We start from the raw sequence: 22,148 nt of genomic DNA on the forward strand, positions 1-22,148 counted from the left end.
GTATGCTTACATAAGATAGACTTTTATCTCATCTAGAGGTTCCTGGGTTCATTCGTCTCACCTCATCGCTCCTGAGCGAAAACAGAAAATTTCCACATTAAAACTCCTCAGCCAAGATACAATTTAATCTGGCAAAAGCTGTTAAAGTCCATAAACCATTGATTCTGATACCACCCTATGAGCATTCACGAAGTATTTATGCCGGCGCTGAGTTCCACCATGACAGAAGGCAAAATCGTTTCCTGGGTGAAATCGCCGGGCGATAAAGTGGAAAAAGGTGAAACCGTGGTGGTGGTCGAGTCAGATAAGGCAGATATGGATGTGGAAACCTTCTATGAAGGATATCTCGCCCACATCATAGTCCAAGCCGGTGACACCGCACCAGTAGGATCTGCCATCGCCTACGTAGTCGAAACAGAAGCCGAAATCGCCACCGCCAAGAATTTGGCTAACTCCGGTGCAGCTGCGGCTACCCCCACCCCCACCCCCGAACCAGTTGCAGCCTCAGCCTCAGCCCCAACACCCGCTTTGGCGACTCAAAACGGAAACAACCACCGAGAAGGAAGAGTCGTAGTTTCACCCCGCGCCCGCAAATTAGCCAAAGAACTCAAAGTTGATTTAACTACCCTCCAAGGTAGTGGCCCCTATGGTCGCATCGTCGCCCAAGATGTAGAATCATCTGTAAATAAAGCCCAGCCAGCCGCAGCACCCAAACCAGCACCCACACCCACCTACACCCCAGCCGCAGCACCCGCACCCGCACCAGTAGTTCCTGGTCAAACAGTACCTTTAACCACTTTCCAAAACGCTGTAGTTAGGAACATGGTAGCCAGCCTAGCTGTACCAGTGTTCCGTGTAAGTTACACAATTAGCACCGATGGCTTAGATAAACTTTACAAACAAATTAAATCCAAAGGCGTAACCATGACAGCGCTATTGGCTAAAGCCGTAGCGGTGACATTACAAAAACATCCATTATTAAATGCCAGCTATTCAGACCAGGGAATTGTGTATCATTCTAATATCAACATTGCCGTAGCCGTAGCAATGGATGATGGCGGATTAATCACACCAGTATTGCAAAAAGCAGACACAGTAGATATTTACTCACTCTCCCGCACCTGGAAATCCTTAGTAGAAAAAGCTAAAGCCAAACAACTACAACCCGAAGAATACAACAGTGGCACATTTACCCTATCGAACTTAGGAATGTTTGGCGTAGACACATTTGATGCCATATTACCACCAGGACAAGGTTCAATCTTAGCCATTGGTGCATCCCGTCCCCAAGTAATAGCAACCGGAGAAGGTTTATTTGGAGTCCGTCAACAAATGCAAGTAAATATCACATCTGACCACCGAATTATATACGGCGCTGACGCTGCGGCCTTCCTCAAAGACCTAGCAAAACTGATTGAAACCAACCCTCAATCATTAACCATGTAGAGACGTTGCAAAAAATGTAGAGACGTTCCATGGAACGTCTCTACAAAAGTTATGTATTTCTCCGCGTACCTTTGCGCTAACCTCCGCGCACCTTTGCGTTTAACCCTTCACACAAACAACCTGCTTCAGAGTAGCAACAACCTCCACCAAATCAGCTTGATTAGCCATCACCTGATCAATAGACTTATAAGCACCAGGAATTTCATCCAAAACACCCGTATCCTTGCGGCATTCTACACCCTGAGTTTGATCAATCAAATCATCAAGAGTATAAGCCTTTTTTGCCTTAGCTCTAGACATTAACCGTCCTGCCCCGTGGGAGCAGGAACAAAAGCTATGAGCATTACCTTTACCCTTCACAATAAAAGATTTTGCTCCCATTGAACCGGGGATAATGCCATAGTCTTCAGTTTGGGCGCGAACTGCACCCTTACGAGTTACATAAACATCCTCATTAAAATGCACCTCTTTTTCAGCATAATTGTGGTGACAATTGACCTGTAATAAAGGTTTAGTCGCCTTTCCTCCCGCCAAATATTTCTCAACAATGTGCTTAAAACGCGCCATCATGACATCACGGTTAAAACGTGCGTAATCTTGCGCCCACTGTAAATCATGCCAGTAGGCTTGAAATTCTGGCGTACCAGCAATGAAGTAAGACAAATCAGGGTCAGGTAGTTTATTACCCGCCATCTTCGCTAACTCTTTGGCTGTACTAATATGGCATTGTGCTAGCTGATTTCCAATGTTACGTGAACCAGAATGCAACATTAGCCAAACTTGGTTTTTTGTATCGAGGCAAACTTCAATAAAGTGATTTCCTCCCCCTAGAGAACCCATTTGTTTCATCGCTTTACTTTCCAGGTCTTGAACACCTGGATGTAAGTCGGAAAAATCCCGCCACCGTTGCCAATTAGCGGCAGATTTTTCCACATCTTTATTAGCATTAAATCCCGTAGGAATTGCTGCTTCAATATCTAAGCGAATTTTCTTCAGTTTGCCTTCGAGTTGTTCACCTGTAAATGGCATTTTGATAGCGCTCATCCCGCAACCAATATCCACGCCCACAGCCGCCGGAATTATTGCTTCTTTGGTAGCGATAACAGAACCAACTAAAGCACCTTTTCCTAAGTGAACATCTGGCATCAAAGCTACGTGTTTAAATACAAATGGTAGGGATGCCACATTTTTTGCCATCTTGGTTTCATCAGACGCTAAAGGATGATTTGCCCAAGATAAAACAGGGGATGGTGTAGTAATTTCTAATTTTTCGTAAGGCATAATTTTATTTAATTTGATATATCGCTGGGTTCAGATCCCCGACTTCTCAAAGAAGTCGGGGATCTATACTTTGAAACCATGTATTATTACTGTAATACACTGTAATTAAGATGTCAATAAAATCGCCTAAAAAACAAAAGCAGCTCGTCCCAGCTAGAATTAGTTAAAATTTGTGAAGCAGTAAACTAACTGATTAAATCTGGTAAAATCCTATGGCTACTCGTCAAGATACTTTATGGGAAAAGTTTCTCTCCCCTGTAGTGCGGGCGTTTATTGATGAAGAGGCTTTGCAGCGTTACTCTGATAGTATTGACTGGCAGAAAGAAAGCGATCGCCTACGACAATCTCATGTCATAATGCCTTTATACTACAGCCAGCAAAACTTTCATGGCATTGAAGGCGGATATCTCAACTCCAGTGCAGCTGTTTCCTATGATCCCATTACTCAATACGTCTTACCACCCAACGAAACTGTAGTACGTCAAGCTTTAATTGATGCCATCAAAGTCAAACCACGACGTATACTTGATTTAGGCTGTGGTACAGGTTCCACAACTTTGAAGTTAAAACAGGCTTTTCCCCAAGCCGAAGTTATCGGTTTAGATTTATCTCCTTATATGCTGGTGAGGGCAGAAGATAAAGCCAGAAATGCAGGTTTAGATATACACTGGGAACATGGGAATGCTGAAACTACCAATTTCCCAGAGGCGCATTTTGACTTAGTAACAGCGTCTTTGTTATTTCATGAAACACCAAGTGTAGTATGTCAAGCCGTACTGCGGGAAAGCTTCCGGTTATTGGTAGCTGGTGGGCAAGTTTTAATTCTCGATGGTAATCAGAATACTCTACGTCACTTACATTGGCTAAATGATATTTTTGAAGAGCCATATATTCGGGAATATGCGGCTGACAATTTAGACGCACGCATGGGCGCAGCTGGTTTTGAAGCGGTGCGAACTCAGGATGTGTGGTGGATAAATCAGGTAACAAGCGGGATTAAACCGATTCCTGTCACAGATGCAAAGATGCAAAATCAAGCCCGTCAGCACATCCCCACACCAACAGACACCACAATAGATAATAATGATTTAGAGGATTTTGGATCTCCAGTGTTTGGCTTGACAACATGAGTTTAAAGGCAGTTTTATTTGATTTTAACGGTGTAATCATTAACGATGAGCGCATCCATTTACAACTGATAGACGAAATTTTGATTGCGGAAAATCTGCAACCCCAAAAGGTGAGTGAGCGTCAAGCTTCTCTGGGACGGAGCGATCGCACTTATTTGCAAGAGTTGCTCAAAAGTCGTGGTAGGGTAGATAATGAAGAATATCTCACTAAACTACTGCACCGGAAAGCCCAAGCTTATGTGCAGGAACTGGATAAAATCGCCAAACTGCCATTGTATTCAGGTGTAGAAGACTTAATATATCAGGTGCGATCGCGCAAAATTGCCCCAGAAAATCCCCAAAGTGTGAAAATTGGCTTAGTTAGTGGTGCAATTCGCCCAGAAATCGAACTGGTACTAGAACGCGCCAAACTCGCCGAATATTTTTCCGTGATTGTCGCCGGGGATGACATTACTACCAGTAAACCAGAACCAGATGGTTATTTGCTGGCTGTAGAACGTCTCAACCAAGCATATCCTGATTTGGATTTAAAACCCCAAGAATGCCTAGCCATTGAAGATACTCCCGCCGGTATTGCAGCAGCCAAACAAGCCCAAATGCAAGTGGTTGGTGTGGCTAATACCTACCCATTTCATATGCTTCAGCGCTGCTGTAACTGGACTGTAGATTATTTAATTGAATTAGAGTTAGACCGGGTACAGGAAATTTATTTACAAAAAAATGTGAAACTTACAGCCCCTGAGTGTTAAAATATGATATGTGTGTCAGAGTTCGTGACTCTGCATTCATCCGGGGAATTAGCTCAGTTGGTAGAGTGCTGCGATCGCACCGCAGAGGTCAGGGGTTCGAGTCTCCTATTCTCCATTTAATTTTCATAGCTGGAAAATTTGAATTAAGCGCGTGTTTAACTCTTCTAATTGCTTGATTCCTAAATTACCAATCCGGCGGGTAATCAAATTGCGATCTATGGTGACAATGCGCGATACAATCACCTTAGAACTAAGTTTTAAACCTGTGTTAGCAAACTCCGGATCTGAATCACTAATTAAAAATTCTTCCGGCTGTAAGTTGATTAAATTTTGAGAATAAATAAAACAAATGATAATATTATTACTACCCCTAGAACTAACCCAGAGAACAACAGCAGGGCGTAACTTAGTTTCACTAAAATCAGTAAATGGAAAAGGTGCTAAAATCACATCTCCTTTTTTAAGAGACATTAAACAGGTTCTCCATCTTCACAGGTATAAATATCTGGTTCATTTGCCAAAAAATCAAAACAGCCTCCAGTTTCAGCTAGTTTGATTAATTCTTGATTTGAGGGTTCAGAACTTTCAAAAAATAGCTCTCTTGCTAAAATTTGGCGTTCCTCTGGAGAAAGAGCGCGAATAACTTGGATAAGAGTATTTATTAATTTTATATTCACAGTTTGGGTTTCAAGTGTTTCCCTTTCATTCATCCTCATAGCTCCTGAGTTTGAAAAATAGCTGATTATGATGTAGGAATCCGATTTGATTATTGAAAAAATTTAAGTATATGTAGGGTGTGTTATGGCTTTAGCCTAACGCACCGTCTTCTGGGTCTTGGTGCGTTACACTTCGTGATAACACACCCTACTGAGTTTGACTGTGGTCATGGAGTGCAACTAATGAAACCATCAGTAAAACTGATGAGAACCAAATGGGGTACTTGCAATATTCAAGCTAAACGCATCTGGTTAAATCTGGAACTAGCCAAAAAAGACCCGCAGTGCTTAGAATATGTTGTAGTCCATGAAATGGTGCATCTGTTAGAACGCTATCATGGCGATCGCTTTATCTCCTTCATGAATAAATTTCTCCCCAATTGGAAATTTTATAAGGATGAATTAAACCGTTCCCCCCTGGGAAGTTAAAAAAATTGTAGCGACTGTAAATAATATAAATCTTGTGGGGTGGGCAAAGATGCCCGCCCTTGTCTTTGTAACTCAGCTAAAATATGCTGTATGGAAACCTTATGGCATAGGATGAAAGAGAAGATCAGGGAAAATGTTGTTAAAAATAGTCCAAGTTGAGAAAGCGACTATAACGGCAAAAACTGCAAGTACAGGTGCGGTGGAAAGATACTGAAGAAAATATGCTTTTTGCTTATTTTGTTTTTGCATAGAATTACTCTTTGTCCTCGTTAACTCTATTATATCGTAAAAAAATATATGACCTATAAATCTAGCTGAAGTAATATTAATAAAACTCAGATGTATTCCTATCTATATACTTCATTAGATAGGAAAATTACCTAAAAAGTGACTGAGCAATAGGAAATAATTTTAAGTTAAATTAGAATATGAAAGCTTGAATTTACTGATTTTATAAAAATTATCAAAATGAAATTTACAGACTGGGCTACTAGAATATTACTGATTTCCCTGATGTTGACTACACTAATGATAGTTTTGTCCCTGGGAAGAATACAAAGTAATAAAATAACTTCTAATCCCCAAAATGCCGATATTACTATAGATTGGAATCAATATCCCGAAGCCGAATTACAATCAGCAAAAAACCCAAAGGAAGAACCACCAAAAGATTTACCCGCGCCTTCAGTTACAACTAATCAAAATTCTGGGAGATACAGAACTACAGAGGCTTTTGCTAAGTACACACCCCGGTATGAAATCGCGCCAGTAAACCCCAGCAACTATGGAGAGCGATATAGTCAAGACGTTAATGGTTTACCTCTGAATAATCAACCAATTATTGTGCTTCACGAAACAGCAGAGTCTGCTACTAGTGCGGTGAATTTTTTTCAAACACATAATGCAGATGATAATGTGCAAGCCAGTTATCATGCTTTAATTCAGCTAGATGGGACGATTATTTATTTAGTCCCCCCAGATAAACGCGCTTATGGGGCGGCTAATTCGGTGTTTGAGAGTCCTAATGGTGTGGAAACGGTGACAACTAATCCGAATTTAGCATCTTCTGTGAATAATTTTGCTTATCACGTTTCTTTGGAAACACCACCAGACGGACGGGGAAATAATTTGCTCAAGTCTCATAGTGGTTATACAGAATTGCAATACAATTCTCTAGCTTGGTTAATTGCTCAAAGTCAAGTTCCCGATTATCGCATTACTACCCATGAAGCTGTAGACCGTTCTGGTCAAAAAAGTGACCCCCTCAGTTTTGATGGTAATAAATTTTTGAGCTTACTGCATACCTATCGGGAACTAACTCCCAGCTATCAAGCGCAGAATTAAAAGTGTTAGTTCCTAAACCGTTTGTAGAGACGTTCCATGGAACGTCTCTACATTTTTTTATAATCAATAAAAAGCCGATACAATAATCTTTTTGACTTTTGACTTTTGACTTTTGACTTCCGCGCAGCGCCCCTACTCCCTACTAAAGCTATAAATTTGCTGCGTTTCTAGGCGATCGCATATCGTAGAAGGTACAATATCCAAAGCAAAATGCTGTCTGTCTAATTTAACCTGCAAATTACTCAAAGGATCACTACCAGGAGAAATCAGAAATTCTAACTTCTCCACATAAGGCAACGTTACCAGATAGTCGAGAATTTGGAAAATTGCTTGCAGGTAAGGATGACCATTTTGCTGATACCAATCACTATCAGCCACATTTGCTTGATCAAAACCCAAGTGTACTGTTAAAGATGGTTGAGCAAACAACGCCAACCCTAACGGACGCGCTTCTTCTTGTAACAATAAATGATTACTTTTAGCTAAATGCCGTAATTTCTCTAAGCGTTCATAGCGTTCGGTGACTAATTCCGGGTCATCTTGCCAATTAATTGCTACAGTGACTAAGTAAGTTTGTAACAACATATGACCCAGCTTTTGGGCTTTAGTTGCCAAATAATAAGAATTGTAATCGTTAGCTTCAATCAACAACGCTAAACGCTCGACTACTTCCAAGCCATAACCCTTGAGTCCGGCAATTTTACGGGGATTATTCGTAATTAGGCGAATCTTTTTTATCCCTAAATCCATAAGCATTTGCGCCCCCATCCCATAATCGCGCAAGTCAGCCGGAAATCCTAAGCGCTCGTTAGCCTCTACTGTATCCAGTCCCATATCCTGCAAAGAATAGGCTTTGAGTTTATTAATTAAGCCAATTCCCCGCCCTTCTTGACGCAGGTAAACTACGACACCTTGACCAGCCGCTTCAATCATTTTTAATGCTGATTTTAGCTGCATCCGACAATCGCAACGCAAAGAACCCAACGCGTCACCAGTTAAACATTCCGAGTGCATCCGCACCATCACAGCCTCATCTTGAAAATTAGCCGGATCACCCTTGACAATAGCGACGTGTTCTGTATTATCCAGAGTATGGCGATAGCCGTAAATATCAAACTGACCGAATTGGCTGGGTAGCTTTGTGACTATCTCACGATATATTAAGCGATCGTTTTGCAGACGATAACTAATTAAATCAGCAATACTAATAATTTTGAGATTGTGATGTTGAGCATACAGGATTAATTCAGGCAACCGCGCCATTGAACCATTAGGGTTTTGAATTTCACAAATTACCCCGGCTGGATATAGCCCGGCTAGTCGCGATAAATCCACAGCCGCTTCTGTATGTCCGGCGCGTTTAAGTACCCCTCCCGCCTTGGCGCGAATCGGGAAAATGTGACCAGGACGACGTAAATCTGTAGGTTTTGTGGCTGGGTTGAGCGCAACTTGAATAGTACGGGCGCGGTCTTCGGCAGAAATTCCCGTAGAAACACCCAATTCCGGGCCAGCATCAATACTAACGGTAAAAGCAGTTTGGTTAGTATCGGTGATGTTAGTCACCATTAATGGTAAATCTAATTCATCCAAGCGATCGCCTGTCATGGCCAGACAAATTAGCCCTCTAGCTTCCACCGCCATGAAATTAATCATATCCGGTGTGGCAAATTGGGCAGCACAAATTAAATCGCCTTCATTTTCTCTATTTTCATCATCTACCACCACAATGACGCGACCCGCTTTTAAGTCTGCCAAAGCAGCATCAATAGAATCAAATTTAAAGGCTGGGGTTGAAGAGTCAGCACTATCAGTTTTTTCCCCTACGGTCGGAGTTACACCCGTGCGGGTGTCTTCCCCATTCCAGGGAGTAGAATCAGACTGTCGTGTAGGCTTAGGCTTTGACACAGAAAATTTCCAGCTACCAAAAGTAAATTTTTTTTACAATTTCTTATTTTAAATTGTAGCTCGTTTATGTAGCAGAGAAGTAGACTAGCAATGTTTTCATAATTTGACAAAGTTTATGTAAAGTGCAACAAAATGGAAACCCTGATCAGCTATCAGCGCCAGAATACTATTTTAGTTGTTTCCAGTCAGGCTGTATGTCAAGGGGTCTGTCGGTGAGAAAAATTGCTCATATTTTCAGATTAGTGATGATTTGAGCGAGTAAAAGTGTAGAATCTTGCCACAACCCAAAGCAGAGCCAAAACACTACACTTGGGGTTACTGGTATATTGTGCGCCTGGGATTTTGTAGCTGATATTTGAGATTGACAACCAAATTAACCAAAAACAGATAAGGATTTCATAATTATGGGTAATTTTAGACGCGTACCAGTGGGAATTGTTGGCGCGTCAGGCTATGGCGGAGTGCAACTAATCAGATTATTGATGGAGCATCCAGAAGTTGAACTAGTTTATTTAGGCGGTGAGAGTAGTGCTGGTAAATCCTTTGGAGACCTCTACCCCCATCTGGCTCATCTAGTTAACTTACCAATTGAAGCAGTAGATGCAGAAGTAATTGCTCACCGTTGTGAAGTAGTATTTCTCTCCCTCCCCAATGGTCTGGCTTGCCAAATTGCCCCGATATTGTGTGAAAAAGGCTGTAAAGTCCTGGATTTGAGTGCAGACTATCGATTTAGCGACTTGACAACTTACACAAATTGGTATGGTACTCAGAGAAGCGATCGCACAACAGCCGCCACAGCAGTATATGGCTTACCGGAATTGTACCGCGATCGCATTGCCGAAGCCCAGTTAGTGGGCTGTCCTGGTTGTTACCCCACCGCCAGCCTCTTAGCCCTTTCGCCACTGCTCAAACAAGGCTTAATCGTCCCCGAAACCGCCATTATCGATGCCAAATCAGGCACATCAGGCGGCGGCAGACAAGGCAAAATTAACTTATTACTAGCTGAAGCGGATAACTCACTAGGAGCCTATGGTGTTGCTCGTCACCGTCACACCCCGGAAATTGAGCAGATTTGTAGTGATTTAGCAGGACACGAAGTCACCATTCAATTTACCCCCCATCTGATTCCAATGGTGCGGGGAATTTTAGCCACAGTATATGCCACACTCCGCGATCCCGGCTTAGTGCGAGATGACTTAATTACCATTTATTCAGCCTTCTATCGCAACGCCCCCTGGGTGAGAATATGCAACAGTGGCATTTATCCTCAAACCAAGTGGGCGTGTGGTAGTAACCTTTGTTACATAGGCGTAGAAGTTGACCCCCGTACCGGGCGAGTCATAGTCATGTCAGCCATTGACAACCTGATTAAAGGACAGGCGGGACAAGCAATACAGTGTTTGAACCTGATGATGGGCTGGGATGAAACCTTGGGTTTACCCAAAGTCGGATTTTATCCATAATCGGGGAAATCAATTTTGGATTTTGGATTTGCGATTTTAGATTATGGTTCAATCCAAAATCTAAAATCTAAAATCTAAAATTCCTACTTCCTACTTAGGTCCTAAACCCACAGTACCAGCATAAACAGCGCGATCGCCTAATTCATGCTCAATCCGCAGCAAGCGATTGTATTTTGCTACCCGTTCACTGCGACACAGAGAACCAGTCTTAATTTGACCCGCACGAGTCGCCACAGCCAAATCAGCAATAGTGGTATCCTCAGTTTCACCAGAACGATGGCTAATCACTGAACGGAAACCGTTACGGGTAGCCAAATCAATAGTTTCCAAAGTTTCAGTCAGTGAACCAATTTGATTAAGTTTAATCAAAATCGAGTTAGCGGCTTTTTGCTCAATTCCCTTTTGTAAGCGAGTAGCATTAGTCACAAACAAATCATCACCCACCAACTGCACCTTAGAACCGACCTTTTCAGTCAGCAATTGCCAACTTTGCCAATCTTCCTCATGTAAACCATCTTCAATGGATACAATGGGATATTCGTCAACCAATTGAGCCAAGTAATCAATAAACTCAGCCGGAGAGTGGGGTTTACCATCATAAACATACTGTCCATCTTTGTAAAACTCACTCGCAGCCACATCCAGCGCCAAAGCCACTTCTTCCCCAGGCTTGTAACCAGCTTGTTTAATAGCCGCCACCAGTAATTCCAAAGCCACTTGATTAGACTCTAAATTAGGCGCAAAACCACCTTCATCACCCACACCAGTCAGCAAACCCTTTTCATCCAACACCTTGCTCAGAGTCGCAAAAACTTCCGCACCCCAGCGCAAAGCTTCCTTAAAAGAAGGAGCGCCCACAGGGACAATCATAAACTCTTGAAAATCCACATTATTAGAAGCGTGCGCCCCACCATTAATTACATTCATTAACGGTACTGGTAACAAATTCGCCAAAGGTCCACCCAAATAGCGATATAAGGGAACCTCCAAAGATTCCGCCCCTGCTTTAGCTGCTGCTAGAGAAACCGCCAAAATTGCATTTGCACCCAAATTAGATTTATTCCCAGAACCATCCAGAGCAATCATTGTTCTGTCTAAAAGTTCCTGGTTGAGAGCATCCAAGCCTAATAACTTTGGTGCTAACACCTCATTGACATTCTGCACCGCCTTGAGAACCCCTTTACCCCCATAACGGCTTTTGTCGCCATCTCGTAGTTCATGGGCTTCAAAAGTGCCAGTAGACGCACCACTGGGAACCTGTGCTAGTCCCACCACACCATTAGCTAAATGTACTTCTGCTTCTATTGTGGGTTTACCCCGTGAGTCCAGAATTTCGCGGGCGACAATTGCATCAATAGCGGTATCCAGAAATTTAGTCATTCGTGTTTTGTCCTTCATGTCTACGGTGATTAAGGGTTCAGACTTTACAGTTTAGTCATAACCCAATCGTTAGTTTATGTGTTTCCGGCGCTAAATCGCCTGAGATTAAAGAAGATTTCCAATAGAGGACGGTGGAAGTTGGTTTACTGGGTAAGAAGTAAAACACAGATGACTATGGGCTACATCTGCTATAAAAGCTATTTACGTTATAATTTCCTTGAAATCCGAGAGATTATTTATGAACAAAGAAAGTATTACAGCCATAATTCATACGGGTGATGATTTTGGTTATGTGGCTGAATGTATAGAAATTTCTGTTGTTACTCAAGGGGATAGTTTGGATGAAGTTGTGAAAAATTGTACTGATGCAGTTTTTCTGCATTTGGAAGGGGAAAATCCCGAAGATTTTGGATTAATTGAGCATCCCGCTATTCGCTTTGTTTTTGAACTCCAGCCGACTTATGCCTAAGTTAAAAAGACTATCAGCACAGGAAGTTATTGAAATTCTAGGGATTATTTATGAATACATTAGAAATTCGGCAACAAATTCAAGAATATGTTGATCAACTGTCACCAGAAAAATTATTAGTTGCTGTTGATTTTTTGGCATATTTGGCAGATAGAGAAGATAACTATGCCACTGAAGAGTTATTGAAAATAAATGATTTTAAAGCAGATTTTGCTAAGGCAAAAAAAAATGTTGAAGAAGGCAAGGTAATTTCCGTTGAGCGACTTAAACGAAAATATTAATTATACCGTTGTTATTAGCATTGATGCTCAAGGGTTTTTTGAATCTGCTTCTGGTGCTTTACAAAAGAAATTAGACAGGTGTTTTGAGGTTTTAAAGATTGATCCTCGTAATTATCCTAATATAAAAGCCCTGAAAGGTGAATTATCAGGTTATTATCGTTATCGCGTGAGTGATTGTTGAATTATTAAACTATTTGCCCATTTCTGGACTTGTTCATGTTTGACTCCTGAACCTGTACTAAGGTAAGTTTCTAAAGCAGATTTGCTTTGCTCAATCATGTCTTTTTCATTCAGAGACTGAAAATTTAATTCTGTATCTATTTGACCATAATCAAGTGATTCTGCTCCTAAATTTTGCTCTTCTTGAGCTAATTATGTGGCTAAAAATTGAATGGATTTGATTTTTTATTGATGAGATAATTGTTGCAGTGAGGGTAAAATTTCTGTTAATTTCATAGAAATTAGGTGTAAAACTACTTATATTATACTGTAATTGCCCTTTATTTTCCATAGATGCAGAAAAGCCTCAGCATATTCAAAATCTGATCAATTTGATTTATTCTCCTGCTTGTTTTAAAACTTGTTCATATAGTTTCGGATTTACCCAATATTGAGCTATATCAATCATTTCATCAAGTAGGGGTTTTACTTGATCAATAATCTGTTTTTCTTTAGCTAATAACAGAATACCAAGAGTACCAATTAATTTTAATTCCATATTTTTAGCAACTTGTCGAGCTTCCCTTTCATCTAGTAAAATTTTATGTATACCAGTTTCTAAAGCTAAAGCAATAGCTTCTCTTTCTCCATCATCTAATTCTGTGGAAATGATGGGATCTATTTTTGCAACAGTGTGAATTTCCAACCATCCACAAGTAACTGCTTGTACAATAAATTGCGACCAAATAAAGGATGAAACTGTGGTTTCTTGGTAAACTGCTTGAGGAATTAAAACTCTTCCAAATATTTCTTGTAAAATATTCAGACGATTAATAGCAGCAAAATTAATTAGAGGTGTAGCGTTACAAACAACAGTCATAATTTTTCATCAAAAACCTTCTTGAATTGTTTTTACATCTTCCAATAAATCAATTTCACTATAATGACGTTTAATTTGTCTCTGTCCTAAAAGTTGCTGAAATTCCCACACAGATAAATTAGCTAAATGTCGTGCTTGACCAAAACTAAAAACATTCTGTTCATATAATTGAACAGCCAATTCCTGACGAATAGCTTCCTCACCTGCTTGAATTAAATCAGATGATAATTGTAAATTAATAGAACTCATAGATTATTCTCCTGGTGTTAATTAGAAAAATTGCTCTTTTTCTGTCATATAATTTCCAAGATATATAGTTAGAGAAATTACTGGCTTTTTTCAGAGCGATCGCTTCATTCGCTGAAAGCAACAATTCTTAATGGAATCAATTATTTATTTTCAATAAAAAACTATCTCAAGCTACAGAAAAATCTGTAAATTGCCGATATTCAGGACGAATAAATCCTAAAATAATATCATCCTTTTCTACTCCTAATTCCAATAATTCCGTAGTTATTCCCCTTTCTGTTCCATCCCATTCAATGCAGATTTTACCATCAATAATTCGCAAATGAAACACAACTGCATGAACCCTACCAGTTTTATCCCAACCTGTATCCATTAATAAGTAATTATCAGATTCTTGATCACAAACACATAAGCATTCTATTTTACCATGACTAGGTTTATATTGAGCGTGTTTTCTTACAATGCTAACTAGAATTTGTCTGTATTTTTCTAATTTATCCATTGTATAATTACCTCCTGAATTGGATCGAAAATAATGTAATTAATCTGTGGTCACTCAAAATATGTTGTAACTTTTACAAACAGAATTTGCAATAGTTGAGCAGATAGAAGCACACCTAGAGGCTGTTGATGTGTAAATCCCTGATGGGATATAAAATAGAATCATTAAAGAGAAGGTGAATATGCGATTACTACACACAATGCTACGGGTCGGCAACCTGGACGAGTCTTTAAAATTTTACTGTGATGTCCTGGGGATGAAATTATTGCGGAGAAAAGACTATCCAGGCGGAGAATTTACCTTGGCGTTTATCGGCTATGGTGACGAAAGTGATAACAGCGTTATAGAACTAACTTATAACTGGGGAGTTGAAAAATACGACTTGGGTAACGCTTACGGTCATATTGCCCTTGGCGTTGATGATATTTATACCACCTGTGAACAAATTAAAACCCTGGGTGGTAAAGTCACACGGGAACCAGGACCAATGAAACACGGTTCTACAGTCATTGCTTTTGTAGAAGACCCAGATGGGTATAAAGTTGAACTGATTCAACTGAAAAATCAAAGTTCAGCCGCAAAACCGGAACCAGCAGAACAACTGGTGAACAAATAAGATATCTGACAACATTCCCAAACCTGATGATTTCCTTGTGGAACAGGCCTCTGGCCTGTTCTGGGAAGTCCAGAAGCTAAACTACATCCAATCTGGCAAAGTTCCCGCATAACGATATTTTAGTAGGACTTACGCAAGAACTCTCTGAAACCTTCTTAACTTCTCCCAAAGGGAGAGGCTAGCGCCAACGTGTCCTTCGTGTCCTTCTCCCAAGGGGAGACGCTTCGCGAACGTGGTTCGTTTTTCCATAATTTTGCGTAAGTCCTGTTTAGTTCTAAATTAGATATATGAATCAGAATCATCCCGCATTGCCACCGCAGATACAAGCTGATACATATTGTTAATCTTTGAATAATGTTTTGGGGGGTGGATACTGGAAAAATGATACTTTTACGTTATTCCCATCCTCATCCTGGCAACTTTCCTAAAAATCCTAAATCTAAAATCCTTAAAAATGCAGCCTACAGATCCCAATAAATTTACTGATACAGCCTGGGAAGCAATTGTCAAATCTCAGGATATAGTCCGCGCCTATCAACAACAGCAACTAGATGTTGAACATCTAATTATTGCCCTTTTACAAGAACCTACTAGTTTAGCCATCAGGATTTTTGCTCGTGCTGAAGTTGATCCTATCCGCTTACAACAGCAATTAGAAGCGTTTACCCAGCGTCAGCCGAAAGTTGGTAAAAGTGATCAGCTTTATCTGGGGCGTAACTTAGATATGTTACTAGATAAGGCTGACGAAGTTAAGGTGAGGATGCAGGATGCCTATATCTCAGTAGAACATATAATTTTGGCTTTCGCTGAAGATGAACGTATCGGACGGCGGATACTCAAAGCTTTTAACGCGGATAGCGCCAAGTTAGAAGCTAATATCAAAACTGTGCGCGGTAGTCAAAAAGTTACAGACCAAAACCCAGAATCTCGTTATGAAGCGCTACAAAAATTTGGTAGAGATTTAACAGAACAAGCTAAAGCAGGGAAGTTAGACCCAGTAATTGGACGGGATGATGAGATTCGCCGGGTAATTCAAGTCTTATCTCGCCGCAGTAAGAATAATCCTGTGCTAATTGGTGAACCGGGAGTTGGTAAAACTGCGATCGCCGAAGCCCTAGCACAGCGTATGGTAAATGGAGATGTCCCAGAATCTCTAAAAAATCGCCAGTTGATTTCCTTAGATATCGGGAGTTTAATTGCTGGGGCGAAATTGCGGGGCGAATTTGAAGAACGCCTGAAAGCAGTTCTCAGGGAAGTCACAGAATCTAACGGTCAAATTGTCCTATTTATTGATGAACTCCACACCGTTGTCGGTACTGGTTCCAGCCAACAAGGGGCGATGGATGCGGGGAATTTACTTAAACCCATGCTGGCGCGGGGCGAATTGCGGTGTATTGGCGCGACCACACTAGATGAATACCGCAAACACATTGAAAAAGATGCGGCTTTAGAACGACGTTTTCAGCAAGTATTTGTAGACCAGCCTAGCGTAGAAAATACCATTTCCATCCTCCGGGGATTAAAAGAACGCTACGAAGTTCACCACAATGTGAAAATTTCTGACTCCGCTTTAGTCGCTGCGGCTACATTGTCTGCCCGTTATATTGCTGACCGCTTTTTACCAGATAAAGCCATTGATTTGGTCGATGAAGCCGCCGCCCAGTTGAAAATGGAGATTACCTCTAAACCCGCAGAATTGGAAACCATTGACCGCCGCTTGATGCAGCTAGAAATGGAAAAACTTTCATTGGCTGGGGAAGAAAAGGAAACTGCGCCAGCTAGAGAACGTTTTGAGCGGATTGAGGCAGAAATTGCCACTTTGACGGTAAAACAGCAAGAATTTAATGAACAATGGCAAGGAGAGAAACGGCTATTAGAGGCTATCAGCACATTAAAGAAAGAAGAAGATGCTTTGCGGGTGCAAATTGAGCAGGCAGAAAGAGCTTATGATTTGAATAAAGCTGCCCAATTAAAGTATGGCAAATTGGAAGGTGTGCAGCGCGATCGCGAAGCTAAAGAAGCGCAACTATTAGAAATTCAAAATCAAGGTTCTACTCTGCTGCGAGAACAAGTCATAGAGTCCGATATCGCCGAAATTGTCGCCAAATGGACAGGTATACCCGTTAATCGGCTCTTAGCATCAGAACGGCAGAAATTACTGCAACTAGAAACTCATTTACATCAACGAGTTATCGGACAACATGAAGCCGTAGCCGCAGTATCCGCCGCAATTCGTCGCGCCCGTGCGGGAATGAAAGATCCCGGTCGTCCCATTGGTTCATTTTTGTTTATGGGACCCACCGGCGTAGGTAAAACCGAATTAGCCAGGGCTTTGGCGCAGTTTCTCTTTGATTCTGATGATGCTTTGATTCGTTTGGATATGTCCGAGTATATGGAAAAACACTCGGTTTCCCGTTTGGTGGGCGCGCCTCCAGGATATGTGGGTTATGAAGAAGGCGGTCAACTTTCCCAAGCTGTGCGCCGTCACCCCTATTCGGTGGTGCTATTCGATGAAGTGGAAAAGGCACATCCCGACGTGTTTAATATTTTATTGCAGGTGCTAGATGACGGCAGAATTACTGACTCACAGGGCAGGGCTGTAGACTTTCGGAATACTGTTATAGTAATGACTAGCAACATCGGCAGCGAATATATATTAGATGTTTCCGGTGATGATACTAAGTATGAAAAGATGCAAACTAGGGTAACAGATTCCCTGCGATCGCACTTCCGCCCCGAATTTCTCAACCGCGTCGATGATATCATTATCTTCCATGCCCTCAGCCGTACCGAGATGCGCCATATCATTCGCATCCAACTGAAGCGGGTAGAAAAACTGCTGCGAGACCAAAAAATCTCCTTTGAAATCTCCGCCGCCGCCTGTGATTACTTAGTAGAAGCCGGCTATGATCCAGTATACGGCGCACGTCCATTGAAACGGGCAATTCAGCGAGAAGTAGAAAACCCTCTGGCTACCAAGTTATTAGAGAATACCTTTATCCCTGGAGACACGATTTTCATTGAGAAAGAAGAACAGGGTTTAACTTTCAGTAAAACTATGCCGGTGAAAGTTACAGTCTCTCCATCTTCTGTCAAGGTGTTGGAGTAAAAAAGCTCGTAGTGGGGGCTTCAGCCCTCACGCAAGCATCCTACTCAATAATTTCTTCATATTGATTGGTGTCATCTTCGGGCAATTCCTTCATTTCTACCAACACATTCGCCAAAGTTTTTTGATCTAGCCATTGATGACGTTCTTTGGTATAATCTCCTTTACCAGGATGGAAATATTGAATAAACCGAATAGTGTCGGCAACTCCCAGAGAATTGATTAAGGCATCGTAGCCCTGTTGAATAATTTCATTTTGCGTTTTCATCATTGCTGTCCTCGGCTTGTATTACTTCCGCCAGCCATTGAACCGGATTTTTAATCTTGACGTTAATTAATTGAAAATTTCTTTGGGCTTTTCTGAAGAGTCTATCATCTGTTGTCAGAAATACATCAGCCTGACTTCTTTCAGCACTAGCGATGTGTGTGGCATCATAGCTGGAGAATCCTAATTTTTGCAGTTCGGCTGCTCTATCTTCAATGAAGGGACTATGAATAACTCTAATTTTAGCAATTAAGAGTAATTTTTTGACGTTTTGTAGTCTTTCTAAATCAGGTGTTTGGTTTAATTCCGCGATTAAAGCACTGCTGTTGATAAGTTTCCAAGTCGCTGATTGACAATTATTCAGAATTGTGATAATTGCCTGTGCTTCTAAATAAATACGAGATTGTGTCTGGTCATCAAACGGACGATTCAAACAACAAGCATCAAGATACAGTTTATATTGTTGAATCATGGTGTTGAAAGCCAGTAATCTGCTTTTGATTTGTGTACTGGCAACGAGAAAACCCGTCAGGATTCTTGCTCATATTCCTCTTATTCTACCAGGAGTAGGGAAATCCGCATACAGCGTGGCGGCAAACAATCCTAAAAATCAGGTGCGATCGCCTGGAGAATACCTTTAAAATTCTAGTTGGTATCACGGCTTCTGGTAGTTTCAGGGTTTATCCCTGATCACAGAGTGCTAATGTGTATCAGCCACCATGATAATTTCAGATCTTAACATCAAAATTACCAATCATGCTTGAACAAGGTACTATCAGTATTCATACTGAGAATATTTTTCCCATTATCAAAAAGTCTCTCTACTCAGACCATCAAATATTTTTGCGGGAATTGGTATCCAACGCCGTAGATGCTATCCAAAAGCTGAATATGGTATCCCGCGCCGGTGAATTTGCTGGTGATATCGGTGAACCAGAAATTCAATTGGCGATCGACAAGGATAAAAAAACCCTTTCCATTAGCGATAATGGCATTGGGATGACCGCAGAGGAAGTGAAAAAGTACATTAATCAGGTAGCTTTCTCTAGTGCTGAAGAATTTATTCACAAGTATGAAGGCAAATCAGACCAACCAATTATTGGTCACTTTGGTTTAGGTTTCTACTCCTCCTTCATGGTGGCGCAAAACGTAGAAATTGATACTCTCTCATACAAAGAAGGCGCGCAAGCTGTCCACTGGATTTGCGACGGTTCCCCAGCATTTACCCTAGATGAATCAACCCGCACCACTCGCGGGACTACCATTACTCTCACCCTCGCAGGCGAAGAAGAGGAATTTTTAGAGCAAGCACGAATTAAGAATCTTGTCAAGACATACTGCGACTTCATGCCAGTACCAATTAAACTGGAAGGTGAAGTATTAAACCAGCAAAAAGCAGCTTGGCGGGAGTCGGCTAATAACCTGACTAAAGAAGATTATTTAGAATTTTACCGCTATTTGTACCCATTTCAAGAAGAACCATTGTTATGGGTGCATTTAAATACTGATTACCCCTTTATCATCAACGGGATTCTGTATTTCCCCAAAATGCGCCCCGATGTCGATGTGACTAAAGGGCAAATTAAGCTATTCTGCAATCAAGTTTTTGTCAGTGACAACTGCGAAGAGATTGTCCCACAATTTCTCATGCCCATGCGGGGTGTGATAGATAGCACTGATATTCCTTTGAACGTCTCTCGCAGTGCATTGCAAGGCGATCGCACAGTCCGGAAAATCGGCGATTATATAGCTAAGAAAGTAGGCGATCGCCTCAAAGAATTGTACCGTGACAACCGCGAACAATACATCAGTGCTTGGAAAGACCTCAGCACATTTGTCAAATTTGGAGTCCTCAACGACGAGAAATTCCAAAAACAAATCCAAGACATCATCATCTTCCGCACCACAGCCAAACTCCCAGAACCAGCCCAAACCCCAGTCGTAGAAGTCCAGTCATCAGAAGGCGATGCGTGGTCAGATGTCACTCCTTCCCCTGACGGACCACTCCCCACTCCCCACTCCCCATATACCACCCTCAAAGAATACTTAGAACGAAACAAAGAACGAAACGAAAACCGAGTATTTTACAGCACCGATGAAACCAGCCAAGCCACATACATAGAACTGCACAAAAATCAAGGCTTAGAAGTCCTATTTATGGACTCCTTCATCGACACCCACTTTATCAACTTCCTCGAACGGGAATACTCCGAAGTCAAATTTACCCGCGTAGATTCCGACTTAGATAACACCCTGCTAGAGCAAGACAAAACCGGGGAAATCGTTGACCCCACCACCAACAAAACCAAGAGTGAAATCATCAAAGAAATCTTTGAGAAATCCCTCAACAAACCCAAACTTACCATTCGGACAGAAGCCTTAAAATCAGACGACCCTCAAGGAACACCACCAGCAATGGTATTATTACCAGAAATACTGCGTCGTCTGCGGGAAATGAACGCCATGATGCAACAACAGAACGTAGATTTTCCCGAAGATCACATTTTGTTAGTCAATACAGCCCATCCCCTGATTCAAAACCTAGCAAGTCTCAACCAAGGTACTATTATTCAGGAAGATGGTCAGACCTCCACAAATCCATTAGTAAATATGATTTGTCAACACGTCTATGATTTAGCGCTAATGACTCAAAAAGGATTTGACGCACAAGGAATGAAATCCTTCGTCGAGCGTTCCAATGACGTGCTGACAAAGTTGACAGAACAAGCCAGCAAGTAAAATCTAATAAAATTCCCCCCTCTCCTTAGTAAGGAGAGGGGTTGGGGGTGAGGTTCCAGATTTGGCGTGTAAACAAACCCCTTAAACCCCCTAATCAAGGAGGGAGATCAGAAGGTTAATTCATATTCCCCCCTCTCCTTACTAAGGAACCACTATGTACACACAAGTGATCTGATCCCCCTAAATCCCCCTTAAAAAGGGGGACTTTAAGAAATTTCCCCCCTGATCAAGGAGGGAAATCAGAAGGTTAAAATCCCCCCTCTCCTTACTAAGGAGAGGGGTTGGGGGTGAGGTTCCAGATTTGACTTGATGCTAGTCTGCTATATAAAACCTAGACAAAACTAGACTTTACTTTCTACTTCAACGGGAGCATGGGAGCAGTTATCCCTCAGTAGACTTTCACGCCTTAGCCAGACGCGATTGTGTTCCAATTAAGTTTCTGAAAAAGACTACCACCATCATTGCTTGGTTTTCGCGTCGGCAATAGTCTCAATTCAATACTTGATATCACCGTATTATATATCAAGTAGTTGATTTTTTCCTAAAATATATATTGATTTTTGTCAATATAAGTATAGTTTTGTCTATGAAATTGTCAACTTAGGACTTGCTCAGACAGGAAAGACCTAATGCCGACTAGAATAGAAAGGTTGTATTAAAATAAAAATTTGGAGATAGTTGCTATGTCTCGTCGCTGCGAATTAACTGGGAAAAAAGCTAACAACGCCTTTGCAGTTTCTCACTCTCACCGCCGTACCAAACGCCTCCAGCACGCAAATCTGCAAAACAAGCGTGTTTGGTGGGCTGGGGGAAATCGCTGGGTAAGAATGAAGCTTTCCACCAAAGCCATCAAAAGCCTAGAAACTAAAGGTTTAGAAGCAATGGCTAAAGAAGCTGGAATTAATCTCAATCATTACTAAGGCATTTCTCAAACACAAAAATCTCCAACTGGTAGAATAGACAGCCAGATTGAACTTTGAAAACCTCCCGCTCATGGGGAGGTTTTTAATTATTTTCACTTAATTTATTGTTACGTGAT

General features: G+C 41.4%; 24 protein-coding genes and 1 tRNA gene. 14 read left to right on the forward strand and 11 right to left on the reverse strand.

Translation table 11 applies throughout. The annotated features are described in order from the left end of the window. The first annotated feature begins 177 nt into the window (after positions 1-177). A complete protein-coding gene (locus tag NSP_RS01635) occupies positions 178-1,446 on the forward strand; it encodes a dihydrolipoamide acetyltransferase family protein (protein WP_006195843.1) in 1,269 nt (422 codons plus the stop codon). 99 nt (positions 1,447-1,545) lie between these two features. Here NSP_RS01635 and NSP_RS01640 read toward each other — a convergent pair whose 3' ends face one another. Continuing rightward, entirely contained in the window at positions 1,546-2,727 is a 1,182-nt protein-coding gene (locus tag NSP_RS01640) for an RtcB family protein (RefSeq protein ID WP_006195842.1), read from the reverse strand. Positions 2,728-2,939: 212 nt separating this feature from the next. Between NSP_RS01640 and NSP_RS01645 the strand changes: the two genes are divergently transcribed. The 3 genes from NSP_RS01645 (at position 2,940) to NSP_RS01655 (ending at position 4,721) form a co-directional block, all read left to right on the forward strand. Continuing rightward, positions 2,940-3,857, forward strand: a complete 918-nt coding sequence (locus NSP_RS01645) for a class I SAM-dependent methyltransferase (RefSeq protein WP_006195840.1) — start codon at positions 2,940-2,942, stop codon at positions 3,855-3,857. Continuing rightward, positions 3,854-4,606 (forward strand): HAD family hydrolase, encoded by a 753-nt coding sequence (locus NSP_RS01650; protein WP_006195839.1) that lies wholly within the window; start codon positions 3,854-3,856, stop codon positions 4,604-4,606. Before NSP_RS01645 ends, NSP_RS01650 begins: the two co-directional genes overlap by 4 nt. A gap of 42 nt (positions 4,607-4,648) precedes the next feature. Next, positions 4,649-4,721 (forward strand) — tRNA-Ala (locus NSP_RS01655). Positions 4,722-4,729: 8 nt separating this feature from the next. Here the strand turns inward: NSP_RS01655 and NSP_RS01660 are convergent. Together NSP_RS01660 and NSP_RS01665 are read right to left on the reverse strand one after the other, a co-directional pair. After that, on the reverse strand, positions 4,730-5,077 hold the full coding sequence (locus tag NSP_RS01660; RefSeq protein ID WP_006195838.1) for a type II toxin-antitoxin system PemK/MazF family toxin: 348 nt from the start codon (positions 5,075-5,077) through the stop codon (positions 4,730-4,732). Beyond that, a complete protein-coding gene (locus NSP_RS01665) occupies positions 5,077-5,316 on the reverse strand; it encodes a hypothetical protein (RefSeq protein ID WP_006195835.1) in 240 nt (79 codons plus the stop codon). The genes NSP_RS01660 and NSP_RS01665 overlap by 1 nt, the downstream gene beginning before the upstream one ends. Positions 5,317-5,496: 180 nt before the next feature. Here NSP_RS01665 and NSP_RS01670 point away from each other — a divergent pair, with 180 nt between their 5' ends. Then, positions 5,497-5,751, forward strand: a complete 255-nt coding sequence (locus NSP_RS01670) for a SprT-like domain-containing protein (RefSeq protein WP_267897160.1) — start codon at positions 5,497-5,499, stop codon at positions 5,749-5,751. 99 nt (positions 5,752-5,850) lie between these two features. Here the strand turns inward: NSP_RS01670 and NSP_RS01675 are convergent, their stop codons facing one another. Then, positions 5,851-6,000 (reverse strand): PsaJ asl3190, encoded by a 150-nt coding sequence (locus NSP_RS01675; protein WP_006195831.1) that lies wholly within the window; start codon positions 5,998-6,000, stop codon positions 5,851-5,853. A gap of 219 nt (positions 6,001-6,219) precedes the next feature. On the opposite strand from NSP_RS01675, the gene NSP_RS01680 reads away from it, so the two are divergent. Continuing rightward, positions 6,220-7,095, forward strand: coding sequence for a peptidoglycan recognition protein family protein (locus NSP_RS01680; protein WP_006195830.1), 876 nt, complete (start codon positions 6,220-6,222; stop codon positions 7,093-7,095). A gap of 132 nt (positions 7,096-7,227) precedes the next feature. Here the strand turns inward: NSP_RS01680 and ribBA are convergent, their stop codons facing one another. Then, the gene (ribBA, locus tag NSP_RS01685) at positions 7,228-9,000 is read right to left on the reverse strand and encodes a bifunctional 3,4-dihydroxy-2-butanone-4-phosphate synthase/GTP cyclohydrolase II (RefSeq protein WP_006195829.1); all 1,773 of its coding nucleotides are present in this window, start codon (positions 8,998-9,000) and stop codon (positions 7,228-7,230) included. Between the two features lie 404 nt (positions 9,001-9,404). Here ribBA and argC point away from each other — a divergent pair, with 404 nt between their 5' ends. Beyond that, positions 9,405-10,463: an N-acetyl-gamma-glutamyl-phosphate reductase gene (argC, locus tag NSP_RS01690; RefSeq protein WP_006195827.1), complete on the forward strand. Its 1,059-nt coding sequence runs from the start codon at positions 9,405-9,407 to the stop codon at positions 10,461-10,463. Between the two features lie 90 nt (positions 10,464-10,553). Here the strand turns inward: argC and eno are convergent, their stop codons facing one another. After that, positions 10,554-11,843, reverse strand: coding sequence for a phosphopyruvate hydratase (gene eno / locus NSP_RS01695; protein WP_006195826.1), 1,290 nt, complete (start codon positions 11,841-11,843; stop codon positions 10,554-10,556). A gap of 238 nt (positions 11,844-12,081) precedes the next feature. Here eno and NSP_RS01700 point away from each other — a divergent pair, with 238 nt between their 5' ends. Genes NSP_RS01700 through NSP_RS01710 form a run of 3 tightly spaced genes read left to right on the forward strand, consistent with a single transcriptional unit; the run spans position 12,082 to position 12,774 of the window. Beyond that, on the forward strand, positions 12,082-12,312 hold the full coding sequence (locus NSP_RS01700) for a type II toxin-antitoxin system HicB family antitoxin (RefSeq protein WP_006195824.1): 231 nt from the start codon (positions 12,082-12,084) through the stop codon (positions 12,310-12,312). Positions 12,313-12,362: 50 nt separating this feature from the next. After that, positions 12,363-12,593, forward strand: coding sequence for a hypothetical protein (locus NSP_RS01705; protein ID WP_006195823.1), 231 nt, complete (start codon positions 12,363-12,365; stop codon positions 12,591-12,593). Beyond that, positions 12,568-12,774: a type II toxin-antitoxin system RelE family toxin gene (locus NSP_RS01710; protein WP_006195822.1), complete on the forward strand. Its 207-nt coding sequence runs from the start codon at positions 12,568-12,570 to the stop codon at positions 12,772-12,774. The genes NSP_RS01705 and NSP_RS01710 overlap by 26 nt, the downstream gene beginning before the upstream one ends. Positions 12,775-13,149: 375 nt before the next feature. Here the strand turns inward: NSP_RS01710 and NSP_RS01715 are convergent, their stop codons facing one another. The 3 genes from NSP_RS01715 to NSP_RS01725 all read right to left on the reverse strand — a co-directional run bounded on the left by NSP_RS01715 (position 13,150) and on the right by NSP_RS01725 (position 14,383). After that, a complete protein-coding gene (locus NSP_RS01715; protein WP_006195819.1) occupies positions 13,150-13,632 on the reverse strand; it encodes a PIN domain-containing protein in 483 nt (160 codons plus the stop codon). A gap of 9 nt (positions 13,633-13,641) precedes the next feature. Further along, positions 13,642-13,881 (reverse strand): UPF0175 family protein, encoded by a 240-nt coding sequence (locus NSP_RS01720; RefSeq protein WP_006195818.1) that lies wholly within the window; start codon positions 13,879-13,881, stop codon positions 13,642-13,644. A gap of 166 nt (positions 13,882-14,047) precedes the next feature. Beyond that, a complete protein-coding gene (locus NSP_RS01725) occupies positions 14,048-14,383 on the reverse strand; it encodes a XisI protein (RefSeq protein ID WP_006195816.1) in 336 nt (111 codons plus the stop codon). A gap of 181 nt (positions 14,384-14,564) precedes the next feature. On the opposite strand from NSP_RS01725, the gene gloA reads away from it, so the two are divergent. Both gloA and clpB read left to right on the forward strand, forming a co-directional pair. After that, a complete protein-coding gene (gene gloA, locus NSP_RS01730) occupies positions 14,565-14,999 on the forward strand; it encodes a lactoylglutathione lyase (RefSeq protein WP_042202003.1) in 435 nt (144 codons plus the stop codon). 454 nt (positions 15,000-15,453) lie between these two features. Continuing rightward, on the forward strand, positions 15,454-18,108 hold the full coding sequence (gene clpB / locus NSP_RS01735; RefSeq protein ID WP_006195814.1) for an ATP-dependent chaperone ClpB: 2,655 nt from the start codon (positions 15,454-15,456) through the stop codon (positions 18,106-18,108). A gap of 40 nt (positions 18,109-18,148) precedes the next feature. On the opposite strand, the gene NSP_RS01740 is transcribed toward clpB, so the two are convergent. Together NSP_RS01740 and NSP_RS01745 are read right to left on the reverse strand one after the other, a co-directional pair. After that, positions 18,149-18,373, reverse strand: a complete 225-nt coding sequence (locus tag NSP_RS01740) for a hypothetical protein (RefSeq protein WP_006195812.1) — start codon at positions 18,371-18,373, stop codon at positions 18,149-18,151. Continuing rightward, positions 18,357-18,842, reverse strand: coding sequence for a PIN domain-containing protein (locus tag NSP_RS01745; RefSeq protein ID WP_006195811.1), 486 nt, complete (start codon positions 18,840-18,842; stop codon positions 18,357-18,359). Before NSP_RS01745 ends, NSP_RS01740 begins: the two co-directional genes overlap by 17 nt. Positions 18,843-19,126: 284 nt before the next feature. Between NSP_RS01745 and htpG the strand changes: the two genes are divergently transcribed. Continuing rightward, positions 19,127-21,109: a molecular chaperone HtpG gene (gene htpG, locus NSP_RS01750; RefSeq protein ID WP_006195810.1), complete on the forward strand. Its 1,983-nt coding sequence runs from the start codon at positions 19,127-19,129 to the stop codon at positions 21,107-21,109. 683 nt (positions 21,110-21,792) lie between these two features. Further along, on the forward strand, positions 21,793-22,029 hold the full coding sequence (rpmB, locus tag NSP_RS01755; protein ID WP_006195808.1) for a 50S ribosomal protein L28: 237 nt from the start codon (positions 21,793-21,795) through the stop codon (positions 22,027-22,029). Positions 22,030-22,148 lie beyond the last annotated feature (119 nt).

The sequence above is a fragment of the Nodularia spumigena CCY9414 genome, from assembly GCF_000340565.2.
In the GTDB taxonomy this organism is placed as follows: domain Bacteria; phylum Cyanobacteriota; class Cyanobacteriia; order Cyanobacteriales; family Nostocaceae; genus Nodularia; species Nodularia spumigena.

Excerpts from the sequence above, each read along its gene's own strand:
- NSP_RS01635 (WP_006195843.1), top strand. The coding sequence starts at position 178 with ATGAGCATTCACGAAGTATTTATGCCGGCGCTGAGTTCCACCATGACA.
- NSP_RS01640 (WP_006195842.1), bottom strand. The coding sequence starts at position 2,727 with ATGCCTTACGAAAAATTAGAAATTACTACACCATCCCCTGTTTTATCT.
- NSP_RS01645 (WP_006195840.1), top strand. The coding sequence starts at position 2,940 with ATGGCTACTCGTCAAGATACTTTATGGGAAAAGTTTCTCTCCCCTGTA.
- NSP_RS01650 (WP_006195839.1), top strand. The coding sequence starts at position 3,854 with ATGAGTTTAAAGGCAGTTTTATTTGATTTTAACGGTGTAATCATTAAC.
- NSP_RS01660 (WP_006195838.1), bottom strand. The coding sequence starts at position 5,077 with ATGTCTCTTAAAAAAGGAGATGTGATTTTAGCACCTTTTCCATTTACT.
- NSP_RS01665 (WP_006195835.1), bottom strand. The coding sequence starts at position 5,316 with ATGAATGAAAGGGAAACACTTGAAACCCAAACTGTGAATATAAAATTA.
- NSP_RS01675 (WP_006195831.1), bottom strand. The coding sequence starts at position 6,000 with ATGCAAAAACAAAATAAGCAAAAAGCATATTTTCTTCAGTATCTTTCC.
- NSP_RS01680 (WP_006195830.1), top strand. The coding sequence starts at position 6,220 with ATGAAATTTACAGACTGGGCTACTAGAATATTACTGATTTCCCTGATG.
- argC (WP_006195827.1), top strand. The coding sequence starts at position 9,405 with ATGGGTAATTTTAGACGCGTACCAGTGGGAATTGTTGGCGCGTCAGGC.
- eno (WP_006195826.1), bottom strand. The coding sequence starts at position 11,843 with ATGACTAAATTTCTGGATACCGCTATTGATGCAATTGTCGCCCGCGAA.
- NSP_RS01700 (WP_006195824.1), top strand. The coding sequence starts at position 12,082 with ATGAACAAAGAAAGTATTACAGCCATAATTCATACGGGTGATGATTTT.
- NSP_RS01705 (WP_006195823.1), top strand. The coding sequence starts at position 12,363 with ATGAATACATTAGAAATTCGGCAACAAATTCAAGAATATGTTGATCAA.
- NSP_RS01715 (WP_006195819.1), bottom strand. The coding sequence starts at position 13,632 with ATGACTGTTGTTTGTAACGCTACACCTCTAATTAATTTTGCTGCTATT.
- NSP_RS01720 (WP_006195818.1), bottom strand. The coding sequence starts at position 13,881 with ATGAGTTCTATTAATTTACAATTATCATCTGATTTAATTCAAGCAGGT.
- NSP_RS01725 (WP_006195816.1), bottom strand. The coding sequence starts at position 14,383 with ATGGATAAATTAGAAAAATACAGACAAATTCTAGTTAGCATTGTAAGA.
- gloA (WP_042202003.1), top strand. The coding sequence starts at position 14,565 with ATGCGATTACTACACACAATGCTACGGGTCGGCAACCTGGACGAGTCT.
- clpB (WP_006195814.1), top strand. The coding sequence starts at position 15,454 with ATGCAGCCTACAGATCCCAATAAATTTACTGATACAGCCTGGGAAGCA.
- NSP_RS01740 (WP_006195812.1), bottom strand. The coding sequence starts at position 18,373 with ATGAAAACGCAAAATGAAATTATTCAACAGGGCTACGATGCCTTAATC.
- NSP_RS01745 (WP_006195811.1), bottom strand. The coding sequence starts at position 18,842 with ATGATTCAACAATATAAACTGTATCTTGATGCTTGTTGTTTGAATCGT.
- htpG (WP_006195810.1), top strand. The coding sequence starts at position 19,127 with ATGCTTGAACAAGGTACTATCAGTATTCATACTGAGAATATTTTTCCC.
- rpmB (WP_006195808.1), top strand. The coding sequence starts at position 21,793 with ATGTCTCGTCGCTGCGAATTAACTGGGAAAAAAGCTAACAACGCCTTT.